Annotated in this window: 22 protein-coding genes; 7 read left to right on the plus strand and 15 right to left on the minus strand. The window is 33.8% G+C overall.

Going from position 1 to position 26,438, the window contains the following annotated elements:
* Nucleotides 1-246 precede the first annotated feature (246 nt).
* Nucleotides 247-2,709, plus strand: coding sequence for a SpoIIE family protein phosphatase (locus HHU12_RS27635; protein WP_169659975.1), 2,463 nt, complete (start codon nucleotides 247-249; stop codon nucleotides 2,707-2,709).
* A 90-nt stretch (nucleotides 2,710-2,799) separates the two neighbouring features.
* On the opposite strand, the gene purB is transcribed toward HHU12_RS27635, so the two are convergent.
* The 4 genes from purB to HHU12_RS27655 form a co-directional block, all read right to left on the minus strand.
* Nucleotides 2,800-4,143 carry an adenylosuccinate lyase gene (gene purB, locus HHU12_RS27640; RefSeq protein WP_169659976.1) on the minus strand — a complete coding sequence of 448 codons (1,344 nt, stop codon included), beginning with the start codon at nucleotides 4,141-4,143 and terminating at the stop codon, nucleotides 2,800-2,802.
* Between the two features lie 133 nt (nucleotides 4,144-4,276).
* Nucleotides 4,277-4,672, minus strand: coding sequence for a hypothetical protein (locus HHU12_RS27645; protein WP_169659977.1), 396 nt, complete (start codon nucleotides 4,670-4,672; stop codon nucleotides 4,277-4,279).
* Between the two features lies 1 nt (nucleotide 4,673).
* Nucleotides 4,674-7,022 carry a penicillin acylase family protein gene (locus HHU12_RS27650; RefSeq protein ID WP_169659978.1) on the minus strand — a complete coding sequence of 783 codons (2,349 nt, stop codon included), beginning with the start codon at nucleotides 7,020-7,022 and terminating at the stop codon, nucleotides 4,674-4,676.
* Nucleotides 7,023-7,343: 321 nt separating this feature from the next.
* Nucleotides 7,344-7,985, minus strand: a complete 642-nt coding sequence (locus tag HHU12_RS27655) for an HAD hydrolase-like protein (RefSeq protein WP_169659979.1) — start codon at nucleotides 7,983-7,985, stop codon at nucleotides 7,344-7,346.
* A 100-nt stretch (nucleotides 7,986-8,085) separates the two neighbouring features.
* On the opposite strand from HHU12_RS27655, the gene HHU12_RS27660 reads away from it, so the two are divergent.
* The 3 genes from HHU12_RS27660 to HHU12_RS27670 all read left to right on the plus strand — a co-directional run bounded on the left by HHU12_RS27660 (nucleotide 8,086) and on the right by HHU12_RS27670 (nucleotide 12,936).
* Nucleotides 8,086-9,111, plus strand: a complete 1,026-nt coding sequence (locus tag HHU12_RS27660; protein ID WP_169659980.1) for a FecCD family ABC transporter permease — start codon at nucleotides 8,086-8,088, stop codon at nucleotides 9,109-9,111.
* Complete coding sequence (locus HHU12_RS27665) at nucleotides 9,111-10,172, plus strand: ABC transporter ATP-binding protein (protein WP_169659981.1); 1,062 nt, start codon at nucleotides 9,111-9,113, stop codon at nucleotides 10,170-10,172. The genes HHU12_RS27660 and HHU12_RS27665 overlap by 1 nt, the downstream gene beginning before the upstream one ends.
* A gap of 103 nt (nucleotides 10,173-10,275) precedes the next feature.
* The gene (locus tag HHU12_RS27670) at nucleotides 10,276-12,936 is read left to right on the plus strand and encodes a GAF domain-containing SpoIIE family protein phosphatase (RefSeq protein WP_169659982.1); all 2,661 of its coding nucleotides are present in this window, start codon (nucleotides 10,276-10,278) and stop codon (nucleotides 12,934-12,936) included.
* A 92-nt stretch (nucleotides 12,937-13,028) separates the two neighbouring features.
* Here the strand turns inward: HHU12_RS27670 and HHU12_RS27675 are convergent, their stop codons facing one another.
* Both HHU12_RS27675 and HHU12_RS27680 read right to left on the minus strand, forming a co-directional pair.
* Complete coding sequence (locus tag HHU12_RS27675) at nucleotides 13,029-13,724, minus strand: LytR/AlgR family response regulator transcription factor (RefSeq protein WP_169659983.1); 696 nt, start codon at nucleotides 13,722-13,724, stop codon at nucleotides 13,029-13,031.
* On the minus strand, nucleotides 13,721-14,503 hold the full coding sequence (locus HHU12_RS27680) for a sensor histidine kinase (RefSeq protein WP_169659984.1): 783 nt from the start codon (nucleotides 14,501-14,503) through the stop codon (nucleotides 13,721-13,723). Before HHU12_RS27680 ends, HHU12_RS27675 begins: the two co-directional genes overlap by 4 nt.
* Before the next feature lie 494 nt (nucleotides 14,504-14,997).
* On the opposite strand from HHU12_RS27680, the gene HHU12_RS27685 reads away from it, so the two are divergent.
* Nucleotides 14,998-15,363 (plus strand): MotA/TolQ/ExbB proton channel family protein, encoded by a 366-nt coding sequence (locus HHU12_RS27685; RefSeq protein ID WP_169659985.1) that lies wholly within the window; start codon nucleotides 14,998-15,000, stop codon nucleotides 15,361-15,363.
* Nucleotides 15,364-15,437: 74 nt separating this feature from the next.
* Here HHU12_RS27685 and HHU12_RS27690 read toward each other — a convergent pair whose 3' ends face one another.
* The 3 genes from HHU12_RS27690 to HHU12_RS27700 all read right to left on the minus strand — a co-directional run bounded on the left by HHU12_RS27690 (nucleotide 15,438) and on the right by HHU12_RS27700 (nucleotide 19,157).
* Nucleotides 15,438-16,634, minus strand: a complete 1,197-nt coding sequence (locus HHU12_RS27690) for a transglutaminase-like domain-containing protein (RefSeq protein ID WP_169659986.1) — start codon at nucleotides 16,632-16,634, stop codon at nucleotides 15,438-15,440.
* A gap of 144 nt (nucleotides 16,635-16,778) precedes the next feature.
* On the minus strand, nucleotides 16,779-17,888 hold the full coding sequence (locus HHU12_RS27695; protein WP_169659987.1) for a DUF255 domain-containing protein: 1,110 nt from the start codon (nucleotides 17,886-17,888) through the stop codon (nucleotides 16,779-16,781).
* A 234-nt stretch (nucleotides 17,889-18,122) separates the two neighbouring features.
* Nucleotides 18,123-19,157, minus strand: a complete 1,035-nt coding sequence (locus HHU12_RS27700; protein WP_169659988.1) for a type I restriction enzyme HsdR N-terminal domain-containing protein — start codon at nucleotides 19,155-19,157, stop codon at nucleotides 18,123-18,125.
* 259 nt (nucleotides 19,158-19,416) lie between these two features.
* Between HHU12_RS27700 and HHU12_RS27705 the strand changes: the two genes are divergently transcribed.
* Nucleotides 19,417-19,836, plus strand: coding sequence for a hypothetical protein (locus tag HHU12_RS27705; protein WP_169659989.1), 420 nt, complete (start codon nucleotides 19,417-19,419; stop codon nucleotides 19,834-19,836).
* A gap of 35 nt (nucleotides 19,837-19,871) precedes the next feature.
* On the opposite strand, the gene HHU12_RS27710 is transcribed toward HHU12_RS27705, so the two are convergent.
* Nucleotides 19,872-20,399, minus strand: a complete 528-nt coding sequence (locus tag HHU12_RS27710) for a hypothetical protein (protein ID WP_169659990.1) — start codon at nucleotides 20,397-20,399, stop codon at nucleotides 19,872-19,874.
* Between the two features lie 193 nt (nucleotides 20,400-20,592).
* On the opposite strand from HHU12_RS27710, the gene HHU12_RS27715 reads away from it, so the two are divergent.
* Nucleotides 20,593-20,805 (plus strand): hypothetical protein, encoded by a 213-nt coding sequence (locus HHU12_RS27715; RefSeq protein WP_169659991.1) that lies wholly within the window; start codon nucleotides 20,593-20,595, stop codon nucleotides 20,803-20,805.
* A 72-nt stretch (nucleotides 20,806-20,877) separates the two neighbouring features.
* Here HHU12_RS27715 and HHU12_RS27720 read toward each other — a convergent pair whose 3' ends face one another.
* The 5 genes from HHU12_RS27720 to HHU12_RS27740 all read right to left on the minus strand — a co-directional run bounded on the left by HHU12_RS27720 (nucleotide 20,878) and on the right by HHU12_RS27740 (nucleotide 26,061).
* The gene (locus HHU12_RS27720; RefSeq protein WP_169659992.1) at nucleotides 20,878-23,475 is read right to left on the minus strand and encodes a leucine-rich repeat domain-containing protein; all 2,598 of its coding nucleotides are present in this window, start codon (nucleotides 23,473-23,475) and stop codon (nucleotides 20,878-20,880) included.
* A gap of 54 nt (nucleotides 23,476-23,529) precedes the next feature.
* Nucleotides 23,530-24,309, minus strand: a complete 780-nt coding sequence (locus HHU12_RS27725) for a hypothetical protein (protein WP_169659993.1) — start codon at nucleotides 24,307-24,309, stop codon at nucleotides 23,530-23,532.
* Nucleotides 24,310-24,433: 124 nt separating this feature from the next.
* Nucleotides 24,434-25,027, minus strand: a complete 594-nt coding sequence (locus tag HHU12_RS27730; RefSeq protein WP_169659994.1) for a hypothetical protein — start codon at nucleotides 25,025-25,027, stop codon at nucleotides 24,434-24,436.
* Between the two features lie 2 nt (nucleotides 25,028-25,029).
* Nucleotides 25,030-25,404: a hypothetical protein gene (locus HHU12_RS27735; RefSeq protein WP_169659995.1), complete on the minus strand. Its 375-nt coding sequence runs from the start codon at nucleotides 25,402-25,404 to the stop codon at nucleotides 25,030-25,032.
* A 3-nt stretch (nucleotides 25,405-25,407) separates the two neighbouring features.
* The gene (locus HHU12_RS27740; protein ID WP_169659996.1) at nucleotides 25,408-26,061 is read right to left on the minus strand and encodes a hypothetical protein; all 654 of its coding nucleotides are present in this window, start codon (nucleotides 26,059-26,061) and stop codon (nucleotides 25,408-25,410) included.
* Nucleotides 26,062-26,438 lie beyond the last annotated feature (377 nt).

Below are 26,438 nucleotides of genomic sequence, written 5' to 3' on the forward strand. Positions count from 1 at the left end.
CTATGACCATTTTTCACTATATCGTTGCCTTCACAGTGAGGACAACGTATTTCTTTGTAATGTCTCATATACATATAACAAAGAATCAACCTAAATCATCCATTACCAGTATTAGATCCGTCAACGAATAAATATGAAAGTATTCAAAATAAAACCAATGATCCGAATAGTTTATCAGAGAATCATATTCTTAGGTTTTATAAAGACAATGCAAAAAATATTTGGTTAGGAGGTTTTCGAAAAGGATTGAATTATTGGAACTCTCAAACGAATGCTTTCAGTCTTATTTCCCAAAATAGAGGAGGATATGAGTTGCTTACCAATAATAATATCATTTGTTTTCATGAAGATAATCGATACATCTATTTTGGTACTGATGGTGGAGGTCTGAATGTGTTTGAGAAAAAAACACAGAGAATGAAGGTCTTCAAGCATGACCCTAAAAACCCAAAAAGTATTGGTTCAAATGCAGTTTTATCAATTACCAAAGGAAAAGATCATCATCTTTGGATCGGTACATGGGGAGGAGGCTTGAATAAATTTGATCCTATAAAAGAGACATTTATCCGTTTTCAACATGATCCTGAACGAATTGAATCTTTACCTAATAATAATATATGGAAAGGGTATGAAGACAGCATGGGGAATTTTTGGGTGATTGTACATGATCAGGGCATTTTTATGTTTGATCCTAAAACTTCGCAAGTTTCTAAAAGTATCCTTCCAGTTGAGAAAGATGCACCTATCAATAGCTCATTCAGTTTCTTTGAAAGCAGTAAGCAGGAGATGTATTTCAATAGTTATTTCGGTCTTTATGTATATAATCTGAAAACTAAAGAAATGAGAGTTTTTATTCCTAATGATGCTGACCCTGTAGCAATAGGTGGTGCGGTGCCCACGCAGGTTATGGAAAATCAAAAAGGAGAAATTTGGGTGGGAACATCTAACGGATTATCAAAGTTTGATTCAGAAAAAGGGACCTTTAAAACTTTTGGTACAAAAGAAGGATTAGTGAATGCTGAAATTAGAGCGTTAACACAAGATAAAGAAGGAAATATATGGGTGTCGGCAAAAAATAATATTGCTCGTTTTGATCCTCAAAGCCAGACTTTTGTAAACTACTTAGGAAGTGACCTTTCACAAGATGGGGAGTTTAATAAAGGCTGTGTTTTAAGACTGAGAAATGGAAAAATACTTTTCGGAAATAGTGCAGGGGTGACTTTATTTGACCCTTTAGAAGTGAAAATGAACAACACAGTGCCTCCATTGGTATTTACCAATTTTCAGTTGTTCAACGAGAAAGTAGGATTAGGAGAAGAAACACCTCTTGAAAATGTTATTGAGGAAACGGAGAATATCACGCTGACACATGAACAGTCAGTATTTAGTTTTGATTTCGCAGCATTGAATTATAATCATTCAGAAAGAAATCAATACAAATACATGTTAGAAGGTTTTGATAATGAATGGAGAGACGGCAACAGAAGAACAGCTACTTATACCAATTTGGATGCGGGTGAATACACTTTCAAGATAATAGGTTCTAACAATCATGATGTTTGGAATACCGTTGGAGATAGTATCAGTATTAAAGTGTTGCCTCCATGGTGGAAAACCATTTGGTTTAGAACTGCAGTTTTGATTTTTACAGTCGTTATGCTTGTTTCTTTCTATAAGTATAGAACGATGCAATTGAAAAGGGAGCAACGAAAACTTGAAATCTTAGTACAGGAAAGAACAGAGGAAGTTGTCGCTCAAAATGAAGAGCTTTCTGAACAGCAAAAAGAAATCAGCAAGCAAAATCAAATCTTGATTGATCAAAAATCTGAAATCACTGTTCAGAACGAAGAACTGATTCAACAACAAGAAGAAATCACTGCACAGCGTAATTACATTGAAGAGAAAAATGAAGAGCTTCAGTCTCAAAATGAAACGTTAAAACAGCAGCATAATAATATTACTAACAGTGTTAGGTATGCACAAACTATTCAGAATGCAGTTTTGCCAAGTGAGAATTATTTATCTAATGTATTTACGGAACACTTCTTAATTTATAAACCGAAAGACATTGTAGCTGGAGATTTTTATTGGGTAGGGCAAAATGACGACAGTCTTTTTGTGGCAGTTATTGATTGTACGGGGCATGGTGTTCCTGGTGCATTTATGAGTATGATTGGTAGTGCGTCGTTTAATTATATCATCAATGAGTTGAAAATTGATGATCCAAAGGATATTTTGGAGAGATTGCATCAGAGAGTGAGAAAGGCCTTGAAGCAGGAAACTTCAAACAATACTGATGGTATGGACCTATGTTTATGTAAAATCACACCACAAGGCAATAAAAACAAAGTTGTTTTTGCTGGAGCGAAAAGACCGCTATATTATTTCACCAAAAATGATGGGGAATTACACGTTGTCAATGGAAGTAAAAAAGCAATTGGAGGAATTCAACGAAAAGGACGAGAATTTGAAAATAGTGAATTGCTATTAGATAAAGATACGGTGATCTATTTAACGACTGATGGTTATATTGATCAGAACAATACACAACGAAAAAAGTTAGGGAAAACGATGTTTGAGAGTGTATTAAAGGGAATGGGAAGGTTGCCATTAGCAACTCAGAAAGATCAATTGGATCACCTTTTAGAATTGCATCAAGGTAAAGAAGAACAGCGTGATGATATCACAATTATGGGTATTGTGGTGTAGTGTTATCCTTTCTTCTTTTGAAAAATAAAAAAACAGGGTTTAACTTCTAATGAAGCTAAACCCTGTAATCATTTAAAGAATGATTGAAAATTAAATTCCTGTATAGTTATAAGGAGTGATTTTCTTCAATTCTTCTTTTATATTTTCTGGTACATCTAAACCGCCGATGAAAACAGAAATACTTTCCGCAGTAATTTTTTCATTCTTACGCGTTAAGTCTTTCAACATTTCATAAGGGTTAGGGATACCTTCTCTTCTTAATACTGTTTGAATTGCTTCAGCAACTACTGCCCAGTTGTCTTCTAAATCAGCTTGAAGTTGGTCAGCATTTAATTCTAACTTGTTCAAACCTTTTTGAAGTGACTGTAAAGCGATAAGGATATGCCCTAAAGGAACACCGATGTTTCTTAATACAGTAGAGTCAGTAAGGTCTCTTTGCAATCTTGAGATCGGTAATTTTACTGCTAAGTGTTCTAAAATAGCAGAAGCGATACCTAAGTTACCTTCAGCGTTTTCAAAGTCAATTGGATTCACTTTGTGAGGCATTGCAGAAGAACCTACTTCATTCTTATTGATTTTTTGTTTGAAGTAACGCATAGAAACGTACTGCCAGATATCTCTCGATAAATCAATTAAGATCGTGTTGATTCTTTTGAAACCATCAAATAAGGCTGCAAGGTTATCATAGTTTTCGATTTGTGTAGTGTATTGAGAACGGTCTAAACCTAATTGCTCGTTTACAAAATCGTTACCAAATTCTACCCAGTCAATAGAAGGGTAAGCTACGTGGTGTGCATTAAAGTTACCTGTAGCTCCACCGAATTTAGCAGAGTAAGGGATTTGCTTTAATGTTTCCAATTGCTTTTTCGCTCTGTAGCTGAATACTTTAAATTCTTTACCCAAGCGAGAAGGAGAAGCTGGCTGACCGTGAGTTAAAGCAAGGATAGGTTGTGCTTCCCATTCGTTTGCCAATACATCGATCATTGAAATGATCTCTTCAATCATTGGAATAACAACATCTTCGTTGGCTTTCTTTAATGAAAGAGGAATAGCCGTGTTGTTTACATCTTGAGAAGTCAAACCAAAGTGAACAAATTCTTTTTGCTCTTGAATGCCTAAACCGTCGAATTTCTCTTTGATGAAATACTCAACTGATTTTACATCATGGTTTGTTACTTTCTCAAACTCCTTTACTTTTTCAGCGTCTTCTAAGCTGAATTCCTGATAGATTTTTCTGATTGGAGCGTATAAAGATTTGTCAAAACCTTCTAGTTGTGGAAGTGGTGACTCACATAAAGCAATGAAGTATTCAATTTCTACCCAAACTCTATATCTTATCAAAGCATATTCAGAAAAATATTCTGATAAAGATGAGGTTTTACTTCTGTATCTGCCATCAATAGGTGATACTGCACTTAGTTGATTTAGCTCCATTTTTGTTTTAGGAAAATTGTGAAAAACTTTTCAAGTCGCAAATATAATCACTTGTTCAAAATTCTTGACAAATAAGCACTAGAATTTTTAGCTTTCCATTTACTATCATTCAACTTAAGCATGAGGTAGTTTGTTATTCAGAAGGAGTACTTGATTTTTCAACGGGTTTTAAATCAACGGAAGCCCATTTAATCAAAGCACCGCAAAGTGCAGATAATCCACCTGTGAACCCGCCAATCATGGCACTAATGATACCAATGAAATCATTGGAAGGTAATTGGAACATTTCTGCAACTCTATGACTCAATTCTGAGCCTGTATAGATTTGAATCATGGCAGCATAAACACCCCACAATAACCCAATGCTTATAAAACCAGTACTGAAAATAGGGAAGAAGTTATTTTTTTTCTGTTTTAATAACCCAAGCAAAAAACAAGGGAAAACCACAATCCACCATGGAAAAAACAATTGTAATAAACTGCTTCCGATGGCAATGCTTGCACCATATATTATATAATTGTTATACATTTTATTTTTGAATTTTTTCGGATTTTAATATATTTTTTGGAGGAGGGATTTGATAATGTTTTTCTTTAAAAAAATGGACCTTGTAAAGCTCTCCCTTTGTAAAAGCATCAACCATGTTATCATAATATGGACTTCCAGGGTTTCCCGACTGACCACCAGGGATTACTTGATAAACCTTAGGTCCTTGTGGAGTCATTTCAGTTAGCATCCTAAATGTAGGGCCGTGTATTTCTTTAGTCGCATTAATAATATAACGATATCCTCCATTTTGAATATTATTAATACTAAAACCTGGTAGTCTTGCTAAATGTCTTAAAGTAGTGTTTTTGTAATTTGACCAATTAAATGATTTATTAGTATTATTTTGTTTCCATGTTTCAATTTTATGAATTGTTGAATCAAAAGCTTCATAAATAATATTGTTTATTGTTTCGTTTTTTGAAGTTCTTAATTTATCGATAAAAAAGTTATCTTTATTATTTTGTAGTATATTAAATGTGTTTGAGCGAGTTGGCATTAAATATTCAATTGAAGGGTGATTGTGAAACTCATCCCATGTAATTCTTCTGATAGCTTTTGCCCACTCCTCAAAATAAATTGGATTAATACTTGTCGGAGAATAATAGTAATCCCACTTTCTTAAACTATTGTAAACTTCATAGTGAGCATCAGAAAATAGTTTTTTATCTAGGTGATTTAACATGAATGAAAGGTTTTCTTCAGCAAATAAACTATAGTTGTCATTCATCATATTGGATAAATCATCAATTGAGAGGTCAAAGGCGCTGTCTAGAAGTTGGTGAATTCTTCTATTTCTATAATACTCATATTTTTGACCATATGTATAATATGGATATTGTTTACTTGCAGGATGCTCATTAGCAGAACTTATATAACCTGATTCAGGGTTTAATATCCTTATATTATGTTCATTTGGTATATACCCTTGCCATTTAGTATCTGATCTTGTTCCATCCATTACAAACTTACCTTGTTCATCCCATCTATTAGGAAACTTACCTTGGATGTTTAATGCAACAGTATTTTTATTTGATATAAATGCAAAGTTGAGTGCAGGCCCTGAAAAATAGTTTAGAGCTTCGTCGAATTCATCATAATCTTTTGCATGATTTAACAAGTATAACGATTTTAGTTCTTCTGAAGTTTCGTGAGCTGTCCATTTAAGTGCATATCCCTGTTTATAGTTTGAATTTCCAAAGTTTTTGTCATAAACAATTGGCCCCCACCTTGTGTACCTAACAGAATCAATAATAGATTCTTTGTCTCTTACTTTGATTTCCTCAATCCTTAAGTCAGCTTTAGACCAGTAGTTGTCAATCAAATAATGTGTCCTAGATTTATCTTGAAACAAAATTTTATACCAATCTCTATCGTCCCTTCTTGCACTTGTAACCCCCCAAGCAATATTTTCATTACACCCAGAGACAATACAAGGTGTGCCTGGTATGGACATACCCAAAACATTCCCATTGGGGTGGATCATTTGAATTGCAAACCAAGTTGAAGGTATTGTGAAATTTAAATGTGGATCATTGCATAAAATTGGATTGCCTGTTTTAGTCTTAGAACCACTTATTGCCCAATTATTACTGCCATTGTCAGGATCTTCTTTTTCTATAATATGTTTTCTTAAACCTGAGAGTGTTTTTAACCCTTTTGGTCTTATAGGTAAAATAGGGTTTAGGCTTTTCCATGAAGAGTCATCAGAAGCAATTGGTTCTTGTATATCTAGCATATCGGGGAAAAGTAAATCAAAATTTTTCTTTCCAAGATACTTTAAAGAATTTGTATTTTGAAAATCATAATCAGGAGTACTTAGAGAGAATTGAATATATTTAAAAATTAATGCTGTTTTTAAAGGTGTCCACTTTTCAGGTTTATAATTGAAAAACTTATATTCAACAGGATAAGTTGCATAACTTAATTGATTGATATATTCATTAACCCCTTCAGTATATGCATAAAGAATTGATGATGTTTTTTTGTCATTTTTTAAAGCTTTGATGAATTTTTCAGCACCATATTGTAACCCTTGTCTCCTAATATTTCTGTCATATTCGACAGTTATACTACCAAATATTTCAGATAACCTTCCTGCAGCAGCCATGGATTGAAAATCCATCTGCCATAACCTATGTCTTGCAGTGATATAACCTTGTAGGTAATAAAGGTCATGTTCATTTTTGCAATAAATATGGGGAATTAACAAAGAATCATAATAAATAGTTCCTTCAGAAATCATTTTAGGTAATTGAATATATTCTGGAAGTTTTTCATTCTTAACTTCATTTTGCCAGAATCCCTGAAAAGGGTCAAGGAATTTACCCAAAGGCGGAATGTTGTTAATTTTTGAGTCCAGTACTACTATACAAAAAAAAGTAAAAGCTGAAATAATGCCTGCGATGGAGGATCTCATTGTTATTATAGGTTACTAAGTTTCTAAGTTAAAAGACAAAGCTATTGAATAATTGTTCTTATGCTATTATTATTTTAGTTAAATATCAAATGGGTTGATATTCATACGTTTTAAACATATAAGAGAAAGTGATAATATCAATTTATTTTAACACTGTACTTAAAAATGAAAAAAGTAAAGTAAAAATACATAAACTTCAATTTGATACAAACCTCATTTATACCTGAATCGATTTTATGCTTGAATTTCAGAAAAATACTGTTGAATCTTTTGAGTGAGTAGATTTGGCTCTTCCACTAAATCTATAATTAGAGTTTTTTTGAGTGCCTGTGGAGAATTATAACCCCAGCCTACAGCAAGCATAGGGATTTGTGCTATTTGACAAGCTTCGGCATCTCTCACTTCATCACCAACATAAAGTAATTGATGTCCGTATTGCTGTTTTAAAGCAGACAGCTTTTTATCTTTCCCAAATAGTTTTGATGAGGAATGAATCACAGAAACAACCTGACTGAGATTTTCTCTCTCAAGAATTTTCCGAATAGTACTTGAAGCATTGGAACTTAAAATTTGTAATTCATAACCTTCTTTCTTCAATTGTAAGAGTTGATGCTTGACTTCAGGGAAAAGTGGGATAGACGCTTTTTGGAAGTACAAACGACATTTCATTTCTAAAACAAAAAAAGGAAGGAGCCATTTCTTGAGCTTAATCTTATGGAGAATTTCCCTTGCTGGTAAATCTTTATATACACTTATTCTATTTTCGGATAAGTCTAGTCTATACCGTGGGCCAATTTTCTGAATGAGGTGTTCAACAAGTGGCAATGTATCTGCGATTGTCCCATCAAAATCAAAAAGAATAGTTTTCTTAAACATCAAAAAAAGGTTATTCAAACTAAAAGAGTGACTAAAATTAATACAAAAATCATTTTATGTAGCCATATTGCAACCCGCAATTTGAGGATTACAGAATTTTATGAATAAAAAATATATTGATATTAAATTAATAGGGCTGACGCTTGCCATTATACCTTTGTTTTTCATAGACATCAGTATTGGCTCTACCAATATTTCAATATCAGATATCATAAATACCCTTTTCGGTGGGGAACAGGAAAGCAGTATTGCAACAATTCTTTGGCTGATCAGAGTGCCCAAAGCGTTAGTAGCAATTTTGGTAGGAATAGCCTTGGCAATTAGCGGTCTCTTGATGCAGGCACTTTTCAGAAACCCAATGGCGGGGCCTTCAGTACTAGGAATCAATTCAGGAGCATCATTGGGAGTTGCGATGGTTTCTTTGTCATCAGGAATTGGTTTGGGAATAAATTCGATTTCTTACCTTGAGAATTTCGGAATTTGGCTGACAGTTATTGCCGCTTCAACAGGGGCGGGGATCGTGATGTTCATCATTCTGTTGGTGGCCCATAAAGTAAATGATAATGTAGCATTGCTAATTGTGGGAATGATGCTTGGAGCATTAACGGCTTCATTGGTAGGAATTGCACAATATTTCAGTCATCCGGACCAGTTGCAGGAATATATTTTGTGGACTTTCGGAAGCTTGGGAGGTATTGTTTATGAGCAGATTGTCATTCTTACTATTTTCGTTGTCGTTGGATTTATCATTGCCTTAACACTTTGCAGGTCTATGAATTTGATGCTTTTAGGAGAGCAATATGCAAAGAGTATGGGGTTGTCGGTTCAGAAATATAGAATATTGAGTATTTTATCGGCAAGTCTACTGGCAGGTAGTGTGACTGGTTTTTGTGGCCCAATTGGTTTTGTGGGGATAGCAGCGCCTCATATTGCCAGAGTAGTCGCTAAATCGTCTGATCATTTTAAATTACTCCCATTAAGTGCGGTGATTGGGGCCTTAGGAATGTTGATTTGTGATACAATATCACATTTTAGTGATTCAGGAGTAGTTATCCCAATCAATTCTATCACCTCCCTCATTGGGGCTCCAATTGTAATAATAGCCATGTTAAAAGGAAGAAAGTAATGAATGAAAGTGTATTATCAACTAGAAATCTGATAACAGGCTATCAAGATAAAGGCGTACCACCAAAAGTGGTAGGGAAGTATGGAGAGTTGCACTTGAGAAGAGGTGAGTTTAATGTGCTGATTGGTGTGAATGGTGTAGGCAAATCTACTCTGTTGAAAACACTTTCAGGTGAGATAGCACCACTAGAAGGAGAGGTAAGTATAAATAATAAAATTCTGAATGCTCTTAACAACACACAACGTTCTTTGCTGATCAGTTTTGTGTTTTCAAATACCAACATAGTAGGGAAATTGACTGCTTTTGAAACTGTATTAATGGGCAGGTATCCGTATGTGAATTGGTGGGGGAAGTTGAAGCAAGATGATCATGAAATAGCCTTGAGTGCTCTTAAAGATGTAGGGGCTGATCATTTAAAAGATCGATATATTAATACGCTTTCAGATGGTGAACGTCAAAAAGTTATGATTGCACGAGCAATTGCACAGAACACAGACGTTATTTTTCTGGATGAGCCTTCTGCACACTTAGACCTGATCAACAGAATAGAGATTTTTCAGCTCTTAAAAAGTATTGCCCGAAAAAAACAGAAAGCCATATTATTAAGTACTCATGAAATCGAAATGTCACTGCAAGTGGCTGATAACCTATGGATATTATATGGTAATGAGGTGAAGATTGGTTCACCCTCTGCTATTGTTTCCAGTGATTTTATCAATCAAACCTTCTCATCACCGTCTATTGCTTTTAATGCAAAAAGTGGTGTATTCAACTTTTGTGCACCGGAAAGTTTATTTTCATTCAAAATTTCATTTTCCGAAGAAGTACAGCATTATAAAGGAGCGATTGACCCGATTGTATATCTTGAATGGGAGTGTAAAAAACTAATTTCAGAAGGAGCTTATCAAGATGAAAATCCTCAGTTCTCTATCTGTTTAACTTTATTAGGAGATGAAGGAGCGTTAGTTTGGGAAGTGAAATTTGATGGTAGAACCTACACTTATGATTTATCTAAATGTAACCTATTCAGTGAGTTATTAAAATTATATCAGGCAGAGTGAAATTATCTTAATCAATTATTGTGCTTTTGCTTCCTTTTCGTTTATATTTGGTTATAATTACAATTGGCATGAAGTCAAATTTTTTTATCATTCATCCTTAATAATGATGAAGCAAATAAGCAAAAGTTACATATTAACTCTGTTCTTATTAATAACAACAACTTTCAATTTAATTGCCCAAGATAAGGTAGTGAAGGGAATTGTTATTGATGAAGACCAACAACCGGTTTACAATTCAATTGTTTACCTTGATGGTAACAAGGTGGCTACTACGAACTCTGAAGGAAAGTTTTCATTTACTACAGCAAATCCATCCAAAGTTAGAAATCTAAACGTGATCAAAAGGGGTTACAAGATGCAGACTTGGGCTTTAGAAAGCTCAAACATCATCAAAGTGCTTCTTACTTTCGCTCCAGTTTATATTGATGGAGAAGTTTACAAAGATGGAAAACCTGTTGCTGGAAAGTTTGTGAAAATTTCAGGACAGAAATTCAAAGCAGTAAAAACAAACTCAAAAGGGGCATTTCAACTTGTCGTTGATAGAAACTATAACGTCCAAACAAGTACAATCTTTTTAGTGGACGGAGATCCTATCAAGAAAAAATTTACAAAGTATAATGCTAAAGTAAATAAGGTGACGATTAACTTACCATCCGAAAATGGTGAGACGAAGCCTGTTCAAGTTGCGAAGAAAACACCCGCCGCTACTCCTGCAAAAGTACAATCTCAACCACAGTCAGATGACATTTATGTTGATCCGATTTTAGTGGTCGTCGTTTATGATGAAGATATCTCTCCAGCTGACTCTTTAAATGTTAGAATCAACGAGAAGAACTTTATCACGGATAAAAACGGTGAATTTGAAGTATATGCTGACTCATTGAGTGAAGCTAACTTTGAAATTGACGAATACTCTATCATTAAGACAAAATATGATTATGAAGATAATTATATGTTTGTTTATATCTCTGATGGAAAAGAAGATGGAAATCAAGGAGAAACAAATATGGAGTACTCTGCGAACTTCCAAGCTGTTTTCAATTCATTAGAAGCAGAGAAACAGTTATTGCAGGAAAATGGCTCTAATTTGAGAAAAGAGATTCAAAAGATCTCTGAAAAGTTAGATAAAGACATTAATCCTAAGAATAAAAAAGCCTTAGAGAGCTATCTTGAAAGATTGACAAATTCATTGATTGAAAATGAATTAAGATATGAGGAAGCACAATACAAAACATCTCAGATGTTGGAGAGAATGCGTACTCAGATCACTAATCAAGAGACAACAATCGTACAGATAGAGGAAGAAAAAGAAGAGGTGGAAACAGAGAGAATGCTTTACTTCTTTGTAGCAGCAATTTCATTGATCCTGATCTTCGTTTTCTATAAAAACTCACAAAAATTAAAAGAACAGCGTGATGATTTACAGGAAATCACTGGTCGTTTAGAAAAAGCCAATGAGGAAGTGGTGAAGTCACACGAAGAAATGTTGTCAGTAAAAGATATCGGACAGAAATTTACAGCGACACTTGATTTCGATAAACACATGCTTGACTTGCAAGAAAGTGTGATGGAATTAGTGCCTGCAAATACATTTGGTATTGGTATTTACAACAAGTTCGACAAGAGACTTGAGTTCAGAAACCAAGTTTCAGATGTTGGATTAGAAAACTATTACAGCGTATCTGTTTCAGATGCCTACAGTTTAGCTTCTTGGTGTTTCAATAATGAGGTGGAGTTAATCATCAATAATTTTGATGAGGAAAGCCCGCTTTACATTCCGCAAGGAAGAAGCATGCCAACGAAAATCAATCAATCTATTATCTACATGCCTCTGATTGTAGAGACAAAGGTACTAGGTGTGATTACAATGCAGTCGAAAGAGCCAAATCAGTACAATGATATTAATATCTCTAACTTGAAGGCCTTAGCATCTTATGCGTCGATTGCTGTTTCCAATTATATTTCTTACAAAGAGTTATCTGAGAAGAACAAGAGTATTACGGATAGTATGCGTTATGCTAAAACAATTCAGAATGCCATCTTGCCTTCAGAAACTTTACTGAAAGAAAACTTCAAAGATCACTTTATTTTATACCGTTCGAAAGACATCGTTTCTGGTGATTTCTACTGGTTTAAGCGTAAAGAAGTAAATGGTGCAGTCATGAAATTTATTGCAGTTGTAGACTGTACAGGTCATGGTGTTCCAGGTGCTTTCATGTCGATGATTGGTAACGCATTATTGAATGATATTGTCAACGTAAAAGGAATTACGGATACTGTTGAGATTTTGGATGCCTTAAATGTAGGTGTGAAAGAATCATTACAGCAAGAGAATTCAATGAACGATGATGGTATGGATGTCGCTTTGATTGCGATGAAGGAAGAAGCTGATGGTGTGCACATTCAGTTCTCTGGTGCAAAACGTCCTATCTTCGTTTACCAACAGTCAAAAGGTGAGTTAGAAGTGATTCAAGGTGATATTAAATCAATTGGATACTCAAGTAGAAAGAACAAAGAGTTTACTGCTCATAATATTGTACTGCAAAAAGAAGATATTATCTATCTTTCTACTGATGGATATGTGGATCAGAATAATGCAGACAGAGAAAAGATCGGTTCTCTTAAATTGAAAGATATTATTGCTTCAAACGCATCGAAGAGTATGACAGAACAAGAAGAAGCCCTTGAGGAAATTCTTGATCAGCATATCGTTGGTGAAATTGAGCAACGTGATGATATTACAGTAATGGGTGTGAGGGTTTAATCACCAACCACTCTAAACTTTAAAAGGCAATAGTTTTATATTTGAAACTATTGCCTTTTTGTTTGTGTAAAACTTTTTGTACAGCCCCTTTATTAGTTCTCAAAAAACTGAACCACCACCTCTCTAAAACTTTTGCTTACCGGAAGTTCTTCTCCTCCAATTTCCACTAATTCTCTATTAAATGCTTTTACATGTTCCATATTGACAATAAATGAGCGATGGATGCGGATAAAGGTGGAAGGAAGTTTTGTTTCAATAGCAGAAAGAGTTTCTTTCGTTTTCCACGTTGTATTGTTGTTGCTGTAAATCATTAAATAATCAGCCTGACTTTCTATATATAGAATTTCAGAAAAGTTGATTTTATGATGTTTTCGGTCTGCCCTTATAAATAAATAATCACCTAACACCTTTTTAAAATCGATGGTGTTGGTGGTATTTAAAGCTTCAAACTTCTCGATAGCTGATTTAAAACGTTCCATAGAAACAGGCTTCAAAAGATAGTCTACAACGTTCAGATCAAAACCTTCAATAGCGTACTCACGGTGGGCGCTGATGATAATAACTTTAGGAGGTTTTGCTAGGGATCTTAAAAAATCTAGCCCAGAAATTTCAGGCATCTCAATATCCAAAAAGATGAGATCCACTTCTTTTTGGACAATTTCAGTAAAACCAACTTGTGCATCGGCCGCTTCTCCAACAACTTCATATCCTTCTATCTGAGATAAGAAGTTTTTAGTGATACGTCTTGAAATTGGTTCATCATCTATAATTAATACTTTTGTGCTCATAATTGAATAGTAAGTACAGCTTTATAAAAAGCATCAGTTTGAACAATTTTGAAATGGTGTTGATCTGGATAGAATAAATTAAGCCTTCTTCTCAGATTTTCGAGTCCTGTTCCTCCAGATTGATAATACTCAATTTTTTGAGGTTTACTGTTTTCCACTTCAAAAATAAATTCATTTTCATGGAAAGCCGTAATTATATTGAGGTAGGCTGACTTGCTTGTTTTTTTAATACCGTGTTTAAAGGCATTTTCTACCATAGGAAATAAAAGAAAAGGGGTGATTTGAATCCCTGGATGAATACCCTCAAAATGCATATTCAGCTCAAAACGGTCATCAAGTCTCAATTGTTCCAAGGCAATATATTCCTGAAGCAATTTCACTTCCTTCTCCAATGCCACTTTATCTTCTTTCGATTGATACACCAAATAATCAAGTAGACCACTTAACTGTAAAAGAACCTTTGGAAGGTCTTCACTTTTTTCAATAGCAAGACCGTAAATATTGTTTAAAGTATTGAAAAGGAAATGAGGGTGAATCTGCTCCTTTAAAGTATTCAGTTCCAACTCTTTTAACTGATAACTGATTTCAAGTTTTTCTTTTTCCAATTGATGAATGGTTTCTTTTCTTTCTTGCTCATTTCTGATTTGTACTAAAGCAGTATACATAGCGGAAATAAATAATTGGACAAACCACAACACAGAGAAATCATTCAGAATAGGGTTCATTTGATTGTACTGTAAGTCAGCGAATACAATCAAACAACCAAGCAATAACAGCATTTGTACATATGTATTGACTAATATGGCATAAATCAAATAGAGTATAAATTTGAAATACTTTTTATGGAGAAGGAATTTTTTAACTAATGTATGATTTAGAAAAAAAGTGAATCCAATGGTAAAGGGAAACCAAATTAGGCAAAAAACGAAGGTATTGAAATAATCTTGATGGAAATGCCCTAAGAATAAAAAGATAATAAGAAAGGAGCATCCCCAGAAGAAGAATTCGAAAGTAGTACGATGCGATATGAAATTTCTGAATTGTATCATACTATAAATATTCAGTTTTTTTTTGAGATATTATTTTAATGTCGATAATATTTCCGTTTTTGGAGATCAAAGGAGGTTTTTGGTAGATCAAAGTACTATTCTATTATCTAACCTTCCAAAAAAGGTTATCTTTCGATAAAAAGACACCATTTAACGACGCTTTAATTTTAAGATCAAAATCGAATATAAGTTTGGGTATCATTTAATTTTTAAACATTTTAATTATGAATTCAATATCAGAGTTTTTTTATTGGGGCGGGGTAGAAGCAATGACTACCATTTCTATATTCGGTATTTTGATGATCTTATTATTGGTAGTGAGAATTTTCAAAATAAAATCAAGACTCCTCTCATTAGAAAAGGCACTGTCAATAGCCAACGAATTGACAATATTCTGTTTAGTCTTGGGTATTTTCTTTCAATTAATCGGCTTGTTTGGCGCATTTCAGGCCATTGAAGCTGTAGGTTCTATTTCAATGGGGATACTTGCAGGAGGGCTGAAAGTGTCTTTGATTTCAACCTTCTATGGCTTCTTTTACTTTATAATAGGTAAACTTACAATCATTGTAATAAAGCTGACTGAAAAATAATACAATCTTCATGAATCAAAAAAAGCCACTTATTTTTGAATAAGTGGCTTTTGTATTTTCAATAGAAAATGATGTTATAATGTTTTGAATAATGTCACTTCCATCGTTTTGTCATTGGCTGTAATATCTTTTGATACTGGTTTTCCTTTGCTGTCAATATAAGTCAAAGTATATTTCTTACCTTTCTCAAGGAAAAATTCTAAGATATCATTCATGTCTTTGGTAGGGCCGGCAGTAGAGCCATTCTCAATTACTTTCTTGTCTTTTGAAAGCGTAACTTGTGTTTCCACTCTATTATCACTGATCAAAGTACACTCTTTATTCTTGAACATTTTAACTCTCAAAGAAACCATTCCAGCCTGTGATGCTCTTTTCGCTTCTTCAGCTTTCCAAAGTCCAATATATCGATCTGTTACATTGTGAGCATGTACATATTTAATATCATAATCCCATACTAATGGAAATGCGTGTTCTGCAGGTTTCCAAGAAGAAGCATAAATCCAGTTTTCAGGCTTGTTCACATCAGCTACACCGGCATCTGCCAAGAACCAACCTTGATCAAGTCCAGAAGGATAATATTCGGTGAAATACCAGCGTCCATTCAACCAAACCTCATTCCAGTTGTGGTTCCCTTTTTTAAGTGTCCAATTTGGAGTGCCAGCTAAACGTGAAGGGATACCCACAGCTCTAAATGCATCTGCCAAAAGCACAGATAATCCGGAACAAGATGCTAAACCTTGATCAATTGACTCATAAGGAGATTGATCCGGCTTTTCTCTTTCTGTCGAATACTTTACTTGTACCACATCAATAATTGTATCATTCAATACTTTGATGGCCTCTTCAATAGTTTTACAGTCCTTTACGATAGGGGCAAAACGGTTATAAAAATCTTGACGCCAATCATCTCTTCTCTCATTCATTAACGCATACGGTAGTACATCATTAAAGAAAATAGAATCAGGTAGCGTTTGTGCCCAAGGGAATTCATTTTTTGCTTGATAGGCAAGGTTGATATTGTTGATTAGGTACTCACTTTTAAGCGATTTTAAATCTCTTTCGGGCATATAAGCGATAAGAAAAGCCATACCATTTTTCTTTTCTTCCGTTACACTATTTAATGCCTTTTCTATTTCAGTTTTATTTTTTCCAGCTTTAGTTAAAGCATTGTCGAGTAATTGATGGTACTCTTGGTCGATACCGTCGTACTTTGGTGTAGTACAGCTGATAAATGCGACGATGCTAATAAAGAATGTAATAATGCGTTTCATACTCTGATCAGGTTCAAAATTAGTTTCAATGACTTTATATTATGAAGCCATTTTCTGATGCATCAAAATACGAAAAACGGCATTATCATGCATGATAATGCCGTTTAATTCTTATTAATAATTGTTTATGCGTTTTTGAGAGTTTTATTCAATACTTTCTAACTCCTGTAGAATAGTATGAGCTAGCATTGCATGTACATTTTCTTTTTTCTCAAGTTGTACAGCCTGCTGAGCAATCATTTTCGCTTCCTTGTAGTTCTTGTTTTTAAATAATAAACCTGCTTTCGTTTCTAAGTTCATACAAGTGGGATGTACTTTAATTGCTTCATTAATCCACTTCAAACCCGTATTGAGTTTGTCAGATTCATCATAATAATGATAAATGTTCCAGGCCCAATTTCTGTACAAATATGCTTTTACCTCTTGGTCTCGGTCTTTTAAAACATCAACTCCTTGTACCATTTTTGAGTAGGCAGTGTTGTAATCTTTTATGTTAAGGTAAAAAGTAGGATTATACGCACAGTTGAGTGTTTCACCTTCTCTTCCTAATTCCTTTTCAAGATAAACCATCAGTTCTTTCCACCCTTTTATGTCTTTTTTCTCAACATAGGGTTGCATTGAAACTTTTGCAGCTCCATTAATAGTTTGAATAATTTCTTTACCTCCATATTGATTTTCGATTTCCTTAACGTGTTTAATCACATAAGTAACCGCTTCAGAATGTAAGCCGGTATGCATCGTAGCTTCTTTGAGAGCAAACCAAATTGACTTTAGTTCAATATGATCATGTTCAATTTTTTTGAGGAAAGCAGATAACATTTCTGGGTCTTCCATTGCCGCTTTATAAGTTACATAAATGTATTCGCTCAATTCCTCAATAGATGAGTTTTTCGTTACTTTTTTCTTTAAAGTATATAATTGCTGATTAGGATTTTTGGCTTCTTTAGTGCTTTTCATAAAGTCACTTTTCTCCATATTGCCTACAAATAAATGTAAAGGCTCGTTCTTTTGGTTGATAAAAAGAAATGCAGGGTAATCATGAAGTTGGTATTGTTCAACTATTTTTTTTCCTGCTTTGCTATCTGCATCGATTAATAAAGAGATGTAATTTTGATTGTAATAATTACTTACTTTTTTCTCCTTGAAAATTTCTTCTTGCATCATGTTACAGCTTTCGCAATAGGTAGTATAAACTGTAATAAACACTTCTTTATTTTCAGCTTTAGCCTTCTCTAGGGCTTTCTCAAGATTCATGTTTTGAAATTGAATAGCTTGAGCTAAAACTACTTGAGGAAGTAGAAGTAAGAATAGTATCAGTGAGCGCATGAAATATTAGATAATTGGTAAAAGAAAGAAAAGTCAACTTTAAAGTATATCAAAGTATGCTTTATGAAGCATTAGGACAAAAGAAAGGTGCACGTTATTTAGACACTTTTCTCTTGTCTTTATACTTGTACAATAATTTAAGAAGAAAATTGGAAAAAAAGACTATCTCGCTAATCTTTTTCTTTGAGGGGTGGGTTTGGGTTTTTTATTTGAAATAGCAAGAATTAATGCAAATAAGACTAATTGTATTGGCGCTATGGCTAATTGTGGCCCCATAAACATCCACATTTCATGTTTCATATTGGTGTAATGCTCCCAATTCCACCATGCTTTGGCAAATTCAGAACCAGCAAACCAAACGGGAATAAATAGGAAAATACTCAGAAAAACGATCTGTTTCTTTTTCAAAGCTTTCTTTCCCATATTAGGTATAAAACTTAATATACCTCCTAAACTTACCGTCATCAATAAAGCCATAAAAGCTAGGGCATAATAAATCCATGAGAAGTCCATGCCGTATTCCATCCAAAGCTTATTTGATACTTTCAAAATACTATTCATGTTGCTTAATGCCACTTTTGTCAGAAGTGTCATTATAGTCAATAGAATTCCTATATAAATAAAAGCATTTTGAACACTAGGAAATTTGATAAGTTCACCTAACAATCTAGCAGGAGCCTTCATCAAACGGAAAAGATTCGTTTTTAACTTAAATCCGAAATTGTTACCACCTTGAAAAGGAGGAGGGGAAGGTATTACATTGTTTTTTCGCTCACCAATTCTATCATTTAATACTTCATGATAAGCATTTTTGTGACCATCAGTAGTCCATACAAATTTAGCTAATGTGGCACTTGCATAGGAAAAACCTTGGTCTATTGCTCCTTTAAAAACACTGTCGGGAACTCCTTTTTTCTTGCATTCTACAATCATAAAAGGTTGAAATCCTTCTGGGTCACTATAAGTGATAATGTCTGCTTCTTTTGTGGCAGAACCCATTTTTACAGGAACACAGACTCTTATGTTCTCAGCAGGATAGCCGTGATCATAAATCAATGATAAAAAAGTTTCTAATTGTACCTGTTCTTCAGGGTTGTTTAATGATCTTGTTTTTGCATGGGGCAAATAAGTAACTTCGTTCGTTTTCTTATTGATAAACACGACTCTGTCTTTCTTTGCTTTAGACAGCCACTTCATGATAGTATAATTTCTTAGATATAAAAAAGTCTGATTTAATTGTATTGTTAAATATAAGAGTAAATATTCTTATTTTAAACATTTTAAGTTAGTATTTCATCTTTCGAAACTAAATTTCTTTTATTAAAAGTTAATAAATTGAACACTTTTGTAGGTTAAGAAATTGAATCAAAAGAACTTAATATATATCAACTTAGCTCTTTTTAAGATTTTGGTTCATTACTTTTGATCTCATTTTCAAAACTAAGAACAATTATTTATGAGATTTTTATTGGTATTTGCTTTACTGCTAACACTTTTTCTTAACGAATCATCCGCTCAAAGTTCTAACCAAGGAAATATAGAATTATCAGGTAGTTTAGGGCCAGCGTTTGGAGGGGGCAAAACTTCTTTTTATGGTAATGCAGAATTAAACTACTTTATGAGTAGTAATATGTCACTGACGGCTGGATATGAATATTTACAAGACCGTCATTCCTTTATTTTGGGAAATAGGATTTATTTCGTTCCTGATTTTCACTTTAGTATGAAAGGGGTATTAGTAAGCCAAACAGATTTTGCTTTAGGAGGAGGTTATTCAAGAGGGATCGCTGATAACGTGGCTTTGCAGATTAATGGTGACTGGTATTTTGCAAGGAAGATGTTTGCCCTTTCTTTTGGGTTGGCATTTAGAATATAATACTAAAAAAGGTGACGTAACAGTCACCTTCTTTTTTATAAATCTTCGTCCGGTTCAGGATAATCATCCAATGAATTAATAACTGGAGGTTCATCTTCATACACTTCCACTTTTAATCCATCCTCTTCAGAAAGTCTTATTTTGAGTTGATTTTCATTTTCAAAAACAAGAATCATCTCATCATTCAAATAAAAATCCTCTTTAATTTTTGAAAGTTTTACCTCTGTAATGGTTTCATGAAGGACATCAGCCCAAAGATCCATTTTAATCACTCTAAAACTTTTGATATCAATCTTTCCTTGAAACTGTTCCAGAAGTTTCTTTCTTTCCTCGATAATATCAAAAATCACGATTTTAATACCATCACTTTCTTCACCGGCCGTGAATGTCAATCTAGTTTTATCTTCAAAACGAAGTTCTAACCAATCTAAGCACTGGTATTCCTCGTCATCTTTGGCTATGTTGCTCCAAACGTGATAGATTACATCATTGATTTTTGCACCTGCCAACCCTTTTAAAGTGTTGATCTCGCTTGCCTGAAATTTTTGAATTTCTCCTTCCATTTTACAAAGAAAAAGTCAACGAATTTGATTAACAAGTTAACTTAATGATTTTAACATTTATTGCGTGCTAGATAATCAGGAACTTATGAAATAGGAAGTAACTAATTGTTTGGCCAAACGTTAGTAATATTTTTATGATACTACATACTAAAACTGTAGATGAAACTAAACCAATTAAAACTTTCAATTTTTTATGCTAACTAAAATCAAAAACACTAACGTGATGTTATTAGTATTGTTCAATATTTTTAGTTGTGACCCGGAGAGGTTTTGCAATTATGAAGGAGAACATTCAGTGAGGTGTAGCTCATGTGCACAAGTCATCAATGCTAATTGTCCTTATGGGACAGCACAACATGATCCAAGTTGTTTTTATTATCCGAAAGAAGAGGAATGTCCTAAATAAAAAACTCTCCATTCGTTTATTGAATAATTCTCAATAAACGAATGGAGAGCTGTATTTTATCTCTAAAATTATTTAGTAGAAATCAACCGTTACATTTGGCATACTGCTTTTGAAAGCGTCAACCTTTTTCTGGTTCAATTTCGATTTGTAACATTTCAAGCTCTTCAGTTTTGGTAAACCTACCAAATACTTCAAGTTGTTAACGCTCGTATTGTAGCATTCAAATGAAGTTAATTCTTTCATGTTTGAAACATAAGAGATGTTCTTCACTTTCACGATACCAGAAACTTTCAGCTTTTGAATTTGGTTCAAACCATTCAAAGCATCAAATTTTGTGACAATTGTATTAGAAATATTCAATTCCTTAATGCCTTTTAAACTAGCAATAGGAGAAATGTCCGAAATAGGAGTGTTGTCACATGAAAGCTTTTCTAATGTTTCAATGTTTTTGATAGGATTAAGATCTGTGATTCTCGTGAATGAGATATCCAAAGCTTTTAATTTATACAACATTGTCAGCGGAGAAAGGTCTTTGATGACTTTATGATTACTTAAATCAATTTCTTCAATAATATTGATTTTGTGCAATTCATATTTCGTAGGAACATCTCCTTTGATTTTCGCTTGTTGATCAAAAACCTTTTGCCATTCAGCATTCAAACCGTTCCACCAAGCAGTCAGTTTATCTGTTCTGAAGATAATTTGAGCTGTACTTTCTTTAGAGAAATTGATTACAGTAGCATCGCTACATTGCGTATTGTCAGCCTCCAGTGTTTTTAGAGACGTCAATTTTCTTAATGCTGAGATAGAACTTACAGGCGTATCATTGATTTTTAAACGTGATAACTTCGGAAGCTCTGACAATGGATCCAGGTCAGTTACTTTCGTTTTATCTAATGTCACTCTCTTTAATAATTTCAATTCAGCTAAAACACTAATATCACTAACATTTGTATTTGAAATATTAAGGTTTGACAAATTAGGACAGTTCTTCAATGGATCTAATGAACTAATACCTGTATTTGATGCATTCAACTTTTCTAAATTGACTAAGAAACTCAATGGCTCAAGTGACTGTATACCATTAGTGGTCGAAATGTCGATTTCCTTGATATTGGCAAGCTGTTGAAGTTGTTCTTTTTCAGGATTACCCGAAAGTCCAGCTTGTGTCAATAAAACTGTTTTCCAAACATCTGGCATTCCATTCCACCATTCTTTCAATTGATTAGAACCATAAATCACCAATGTGTTAGGGTGATTACGCATAAATGCTTGTGCGATTGAAGTATTGATGCCTGTTTCATCACAATATACTCTGTCTAAGTTTTCAAGAGAATTCAAAGGTGATAAGCTCTTGATTTGAGTATGATCAGCTGATAAGGTTTTTAACGCTTTAGTGGTTGCCAATGAAGAAAGGTCACCCACGTTTGTTCTATCAATTGTCAATTGCTCTAAGTTTGTTAATCCCATTAAGGCATCAATTGAGCTGACAGGAGTATTTGAGATATCAAGTGATCGGATAGATTTACAAGAATTCAAAGGATCAATAGAAGCGATTTGAGTATCATTGGCCCAAACTACTTTTAATTTTTCAAGACCTTCCACTGCTGTGATATCAGAAATGTTAGTATTGAAGCAGTATAATTCTTCTAAGTTTTCAAAATTTTCTGCTACCGTTAGATCTTCAATTTGAGTATCATTGATCATTAAAACCTCAATGTTTGTACAGTAAATAAGAGGGTCTAATGAATTGATGCCCGTCATTTCACATTTCAATGACTTAAGGTTAGTCAAAGTTCTGATAGGAGATAGGTCATTGACACCCGTTCCTGAAATATTCAATTCCTCAAGACTTCTTAATTTACTCAAAGGAGCTAAATCAATAATCTCAGGATTTAAAGAAACATCTAATTCAGTTTTTTGCAGGAAGCTTTCCAAGTGTTTGAAAATACTTTCATCTAAAGCCACAGTACTGTCGTTTTTTGTGATCATTACAGTGTCAATCACAGAAATCACTTCTTTTAGAGGGACATTATTTGCAAGCATAATATCATTACCCACAATACCTCTCCATGTATCATCTAGTTTATTCCACCATAAAGCCATGTCTTCTTTTTGACTTAACTTGGTAGTATAAATAGAAGCGATTTTCAAGTCCAACTCTTCAGGATCTAGGTTGATTTCCACAAAACGTTCCATGGAATTCTCAAGCGTGTCACCACTTACTGTGATACCGTCTAATTTCCTTGTCAGTGTCACTGTAAAATAAAGTACACCTTCATTCGTTACACTATGACTGATATTTTCAATGATAAACTCAAAGTTGGCTTGCTTAAAGAAGAAATCCACATCCTTTAAATAAGCCTGAGCATCTTTGTTGGATACCACTTGACGGTTAGGGTCTAAATCGTCTTCAATTTGTGTTTTATCTGAAGCAAAAACCTTCAAATAAGTATCATTGATAATAATACCTTTTTCTTGGTTTGTGTAGTCTTCACCTGCAATATCATTAAGCATTCCCTCAAAGTACATCACTAAGTCTTTTGCCTCAGATTTGTATTGATTGAGCTTCTCAGCAGGGATTTCATTTTCTTGACCATCTTGAGCATTTACTTGAGCAGAAATACCAAAGAGCAAGAGCATTAGAAAAATAAGATACCCGTTTCGCATCTTCAATTATTGTTTGTTTACTAAAAAATCAACATTTAATTACGAAAATACAGATTACTGTTTATGAAGGACGTACCTTCTCATTGTCTCTATATCTTCTTCTTTTAGAGGCATTAATTGAGAGATCAACCATCCAGAGTTATAAGAATCTCTTTCAAATTTTTCTACAGTAAAATACCATCCATGAATTTGGAAAATGTGAAACTTGATACTTTCTACAGTTACAAATTTCAAATCTCCTGTTTTTATTAAATAGAAAAGAATACTTGTATAGTCTACTTCGTATCCTTTTGAAGCATAATCTTGAACCTCTTTTTTGTCACCAAATGCTCTATGTAAGTTCATAAAATCAATTTCGTGACTCATAGGGTGAAGGAAGTTTCTTTTGGGATCATTGTCGCTGAACAAATCATTCCAGTTTTGAGAATGAACTTTAGAAATAGCCCATTTAAAACCCAAACTGTCTAGTTCCTTGACCATATACAATGTAACGTTTACATTACGTCCATTGTATAAAAACCTTGTATTTACTTCCGCAAAATACTCACCATTGTATTTTTCGATATATTTAGGGGACTTGCTGTTGGTAACATCTGCAATGAAATCATCTTTCATCTGACGTGTAATACCTGTATTCTGTCCATCAAATAATATCTCCAGATAGTTTTTTCTATATGTGTTTTCTCTAAACTTATAAGAGCCTGTAGGGTAGGGCTGTCCGTTTTTATCTTCTTCGTTGTTGAATCGTTTTATAAATTGCGTAAACTGTTTTGTCTCCGCATATAATTTGGACTCATCCCCCTTATAATTCCCTATAGTTTGGGAAAAACTCATTTGACAGCAAACGAGTAAAAAAAATAGTGTAAATAACTTTCTCATGTATATGAATAGAGCTTGATTGCTATGTTACTGTCTTAACAATATCATACCAACCAAGCTTTATGAATGCTAATTTTTATTAACCTTTCTTTGTTTCTGATACTCTGATGTCTCCTAATAGTACATCCCAGAAACCAATTTCTCTACCACCGATTTGTGTAGTCTTACGCTCTACATAAACTGTGATGTCCTTTTTAGTAACGTCTTTGTATACCAAACCATCTTCCGTTACACCTGTAAACTTTTGGTAGATAGTGATTACACCTACATAACGACCATCAGGTTGTTTCTCAAGATCAGAGATATATTGAATATCAAACCAGTCAATATTTACAGACTTATAGTTCAATTTATTTAAACGCTCTAAGTATTTACGGATACCAAAGTATCTTACTTGTTTTTTACCTAAAGTAGAAACACCCATTTGAGCATCTTCCACAAAAAGTTCCAAAGCTCTTTCGATCACTCTGTTTGCTTCAGAGAATGAAGTCTCTTTGTCACCGATTTTGCTGATGTACTTACTTAAATCATGTACTTTTTCAAGAGCCAATGAGTCAATTGCCGCCTTTCTAGCAGGAGGCATTGGAGGTTCCTCCTTAGGGGCATCTTGAGCAAAAGCTTGAAGTCCAATCAAGCAGAAAAATAGGATACTTAATTTTTTTATAGTATTCATAATTATATGATTTCAATAATTTTTAAACCTGTAATCCGACCTTTGCGGTCAATACTTTCAATATCTTTAGCCTTGATGATGATGCCGTGTTCAGGCATCTTGCTCACTCTAATCAAATATTTTCGAGGGCTGTAAAATTTATCTTCTACATTCGTTCCCATATAGTCGACTTCTATTTTTGCTTTTGGAGCAAATAAACTGCTTCCATATTCAATCAGGCGCCCGACTTCTCCAGGGGGTGTTTTGCGGTCCGAAATATCCTCAAATATTTCATTGAGTTTAGTAGCCAACACTTCTTCCGAACTGCTCTGAGCATTGCAGTAGCCTGAGATAGAGAAAAGCATCAAGAAGAATAAAAGATACTGAAGAGATTTCATAAATTATCTTTTCTTTAAGATTAATTCAGTGATTTTACCGTTCGCATCCTTCTTAAATTCTTTGATTTGGTCAGGATTACGTTTAACGTCCTTAAGATAATCTAAATATTTTTGAGCTGTAGTAGGCTTGTCGTAGTCTACAATGTCACCATCATTATAAATTTCAATCAATACAGGAACATCTGGAGCAGCAAACATAGCTAATGCCTCAGTGATCATCAAGTTACCTTCTTGAGTTGATCCAGAACCGGCAATGTTATCCAATAAGTAGTAAATGTCTCTTTTCTGCGCTTCTTCCACAACTGTTTTCTGCGCTTCTTCTTTCGCTTTTTGCTCTTCAGCTAATTTCTTTTCTAAAGCTTCACGAGACATTTGAAGGTTTTTCTCCACTTGTCCGATCAACTCCTTCACTTCAGCATCTTCTAAATTGTAAGATTTAATTTCTTCAAGACGAGCTTCATCGGCAGCTACTTCATCTAAAGAAGCATATTCTTTACCGACCATTGCTTTTAAATCAGCTTGTGCTTTGTTTGTTTTGGCTAGTAATTCCGCTTGCGCTTGTTCCTCGGCAATTTTCTTCTGGCTTTTACATCCTGTAAAAGAGATAGACACAATCAATGCCATGATTAAGGCTGTAAAAATTGATGTTTTGTTCATTTTAGATAATTGTTAATTATTCCTTCATTGAAATTGAAGCACAATTTATGGCTTAATTATAAATAAAAAATGATTCTTGGGAAGAAGCCTTTATATTTTTCAATCATTTACAAATTTTAAGATCTTTCGTTGTAAAAATTGAAAATTATAACTTATTCAATATTTTTTATAGTATTATTGTCTTTCAAATTAAATTGTCAAAAAACTAATTACTCATAAATAACAAAAGCAAACTTATGGCAAATAATGTATATTTTATATTAGGCACTTTCCTCGTATACACGATAGGTTATATTATTAGTGCAATAAGTATTGAGACATTTTAAAGTATAACTAAAAATGAGCTTTTGAAAATTGAAGAAACAACTGTTTACCAA

This window comes from Flammeovirga aprica JL-4, assembly GCF_012844305.1.
Taxonomy (GTDB): Bacteria; Bacteroidota; Bacteroidia; order Cytophagales; family Flammeovirgaceae; genus Flammeovirga; species Flammeovirga aprica.

Coding starts and splice junctions, on each gene's coding strand:
- HHU12_RS27680 (WP_169659984.1), bottom strand. CDS start 14,503: ATGCTGTTATTGCTTGGTTGTTTGATTGTATTCGCTGACTTACAGTAC.
- HHU12_RS27645 (WP_169659977.1), bottom strand. CDS start 4,672: ATGTATAACAATTATATAATATATGGTGCAAGCATTGCCATCGGAAGC.
- HHU12_RS27660 (WP_169659980.1), top strand. CDS start 8,086: ATGAATAAAAAATATATTGATATTAAATTAATAGGGCTGACGCTTGCC.
- HHU12_RS27735 (WP_169659995.1), bottom strand. CDS start 25,404: ATGAAATCTCTTCAGTATCTTTTATTCTTCTTGATGCTTTTCTCTATC.
- HHU12_RS27710 (WP_169659990.1), bottom strand. CDS start 20,399: ATGGAAGGAGAAATTCAAAAATTTCAGGCAAGCGAGATCAACACTTTA.
- HHU12_RS27665 (WP_169659981.1), top strand. CDS start 9,111: ATGAATGAAAGTGTATTATCAACTAGAAATCTGATAACAGGCTATCAA.
- HHU12_RS27720 (WP_169659992.1), bottom strand. CDS start 23,475: ATGCGAAACGGGTATCTTATTTTTCTAATGCTCTTGCTCTTTGGTATT.
- HHU12_RS27695 (WP_169659987.1), bottom strand. CDS start 17,888: ATGAATCTTGAGAAAGCCCTAGAGAAGGCTAAAGCTGAAAATAAAGAA.
- HHU12_RS27705 (WP_169659989.1), top strand. CDS start 19,417: ATGAGATTTTTATTGGTATTTGCTTTACTGCTAACACTTTTTCTTAAC.
- purB (WP_169659976.1), bottom strand. CDS start 4,143: ATGGAGCTAAATCAACTAAGTGCAGTATCACCTATTGATGGCAGATAC.
- HHU12_RS27740 (WP_169659996.1), bottom strand. CDS start 26,061: ATGAACAAAACATCAATTTTTACAGCCTTAATCATGGCATTGATTGTG.
- HHU12_RS27670 (WP_169659982.1), top strand. CDS start 10,276: ATGATGAAGCAAATAAGCAAAAGTTACATATTAACTCTGTTCTTATTA.
- HHU12_RS27715 (WP_169659991.1), top strand. CDS start 20,593: ATGCTAACTAAAATCAAAAACACTAACGTGATGTTATTAGTATTGTTC.
- HHU12_RS27655 (WP_169659979.1), bottom strand. CDS start 7,985: ATGTTTAAGAAAACTATTCTTTTTGATTTTGATGGGACAATCGCAGAT.
- HHU12_RS27730 (WP_169659994.1), bottom strand. CDS start 25,027: ATGAATACTATAAAAAAATTAAGTATCCTATTTTTCTGCTTGATTGGA.
- HHU12_RS27690 (WP_169659986.1), bottom strand. CDS start 16,634: ATGAAACGCATTATTACATTCTTTATTAGCATCGTCGCATTTATCAGC.
- HHU12_RS27725 (WP_169659993.1), bottom strand. CDS start 24,309: ATGAGTTTTTCCCAAACTATAGGGAATTATAAGGGGGATGAGTCCAAA.
- HHU12_RS27700 (WP_169659988.1), bottom strand. CDS start 19,157: ATGAAGTGGCTGTCTAAAGCAAAGAAAGACAGAGTCGTGTTTATCAAT.
- HHU12_RS27675 (WP_169659983.1), bottom strand. CDS start 13,724: ATGAGCACAAAAGTATTAATTATAGATGATGAACCAATTTCAAGACGT.
- HHU12_RS27685 (WP_169659985.1), top strand. CDS start 14,998: ATGAATTCAATATCAGAGTTTTTTTATTGGGGCGGGGTAGAAGCAATG.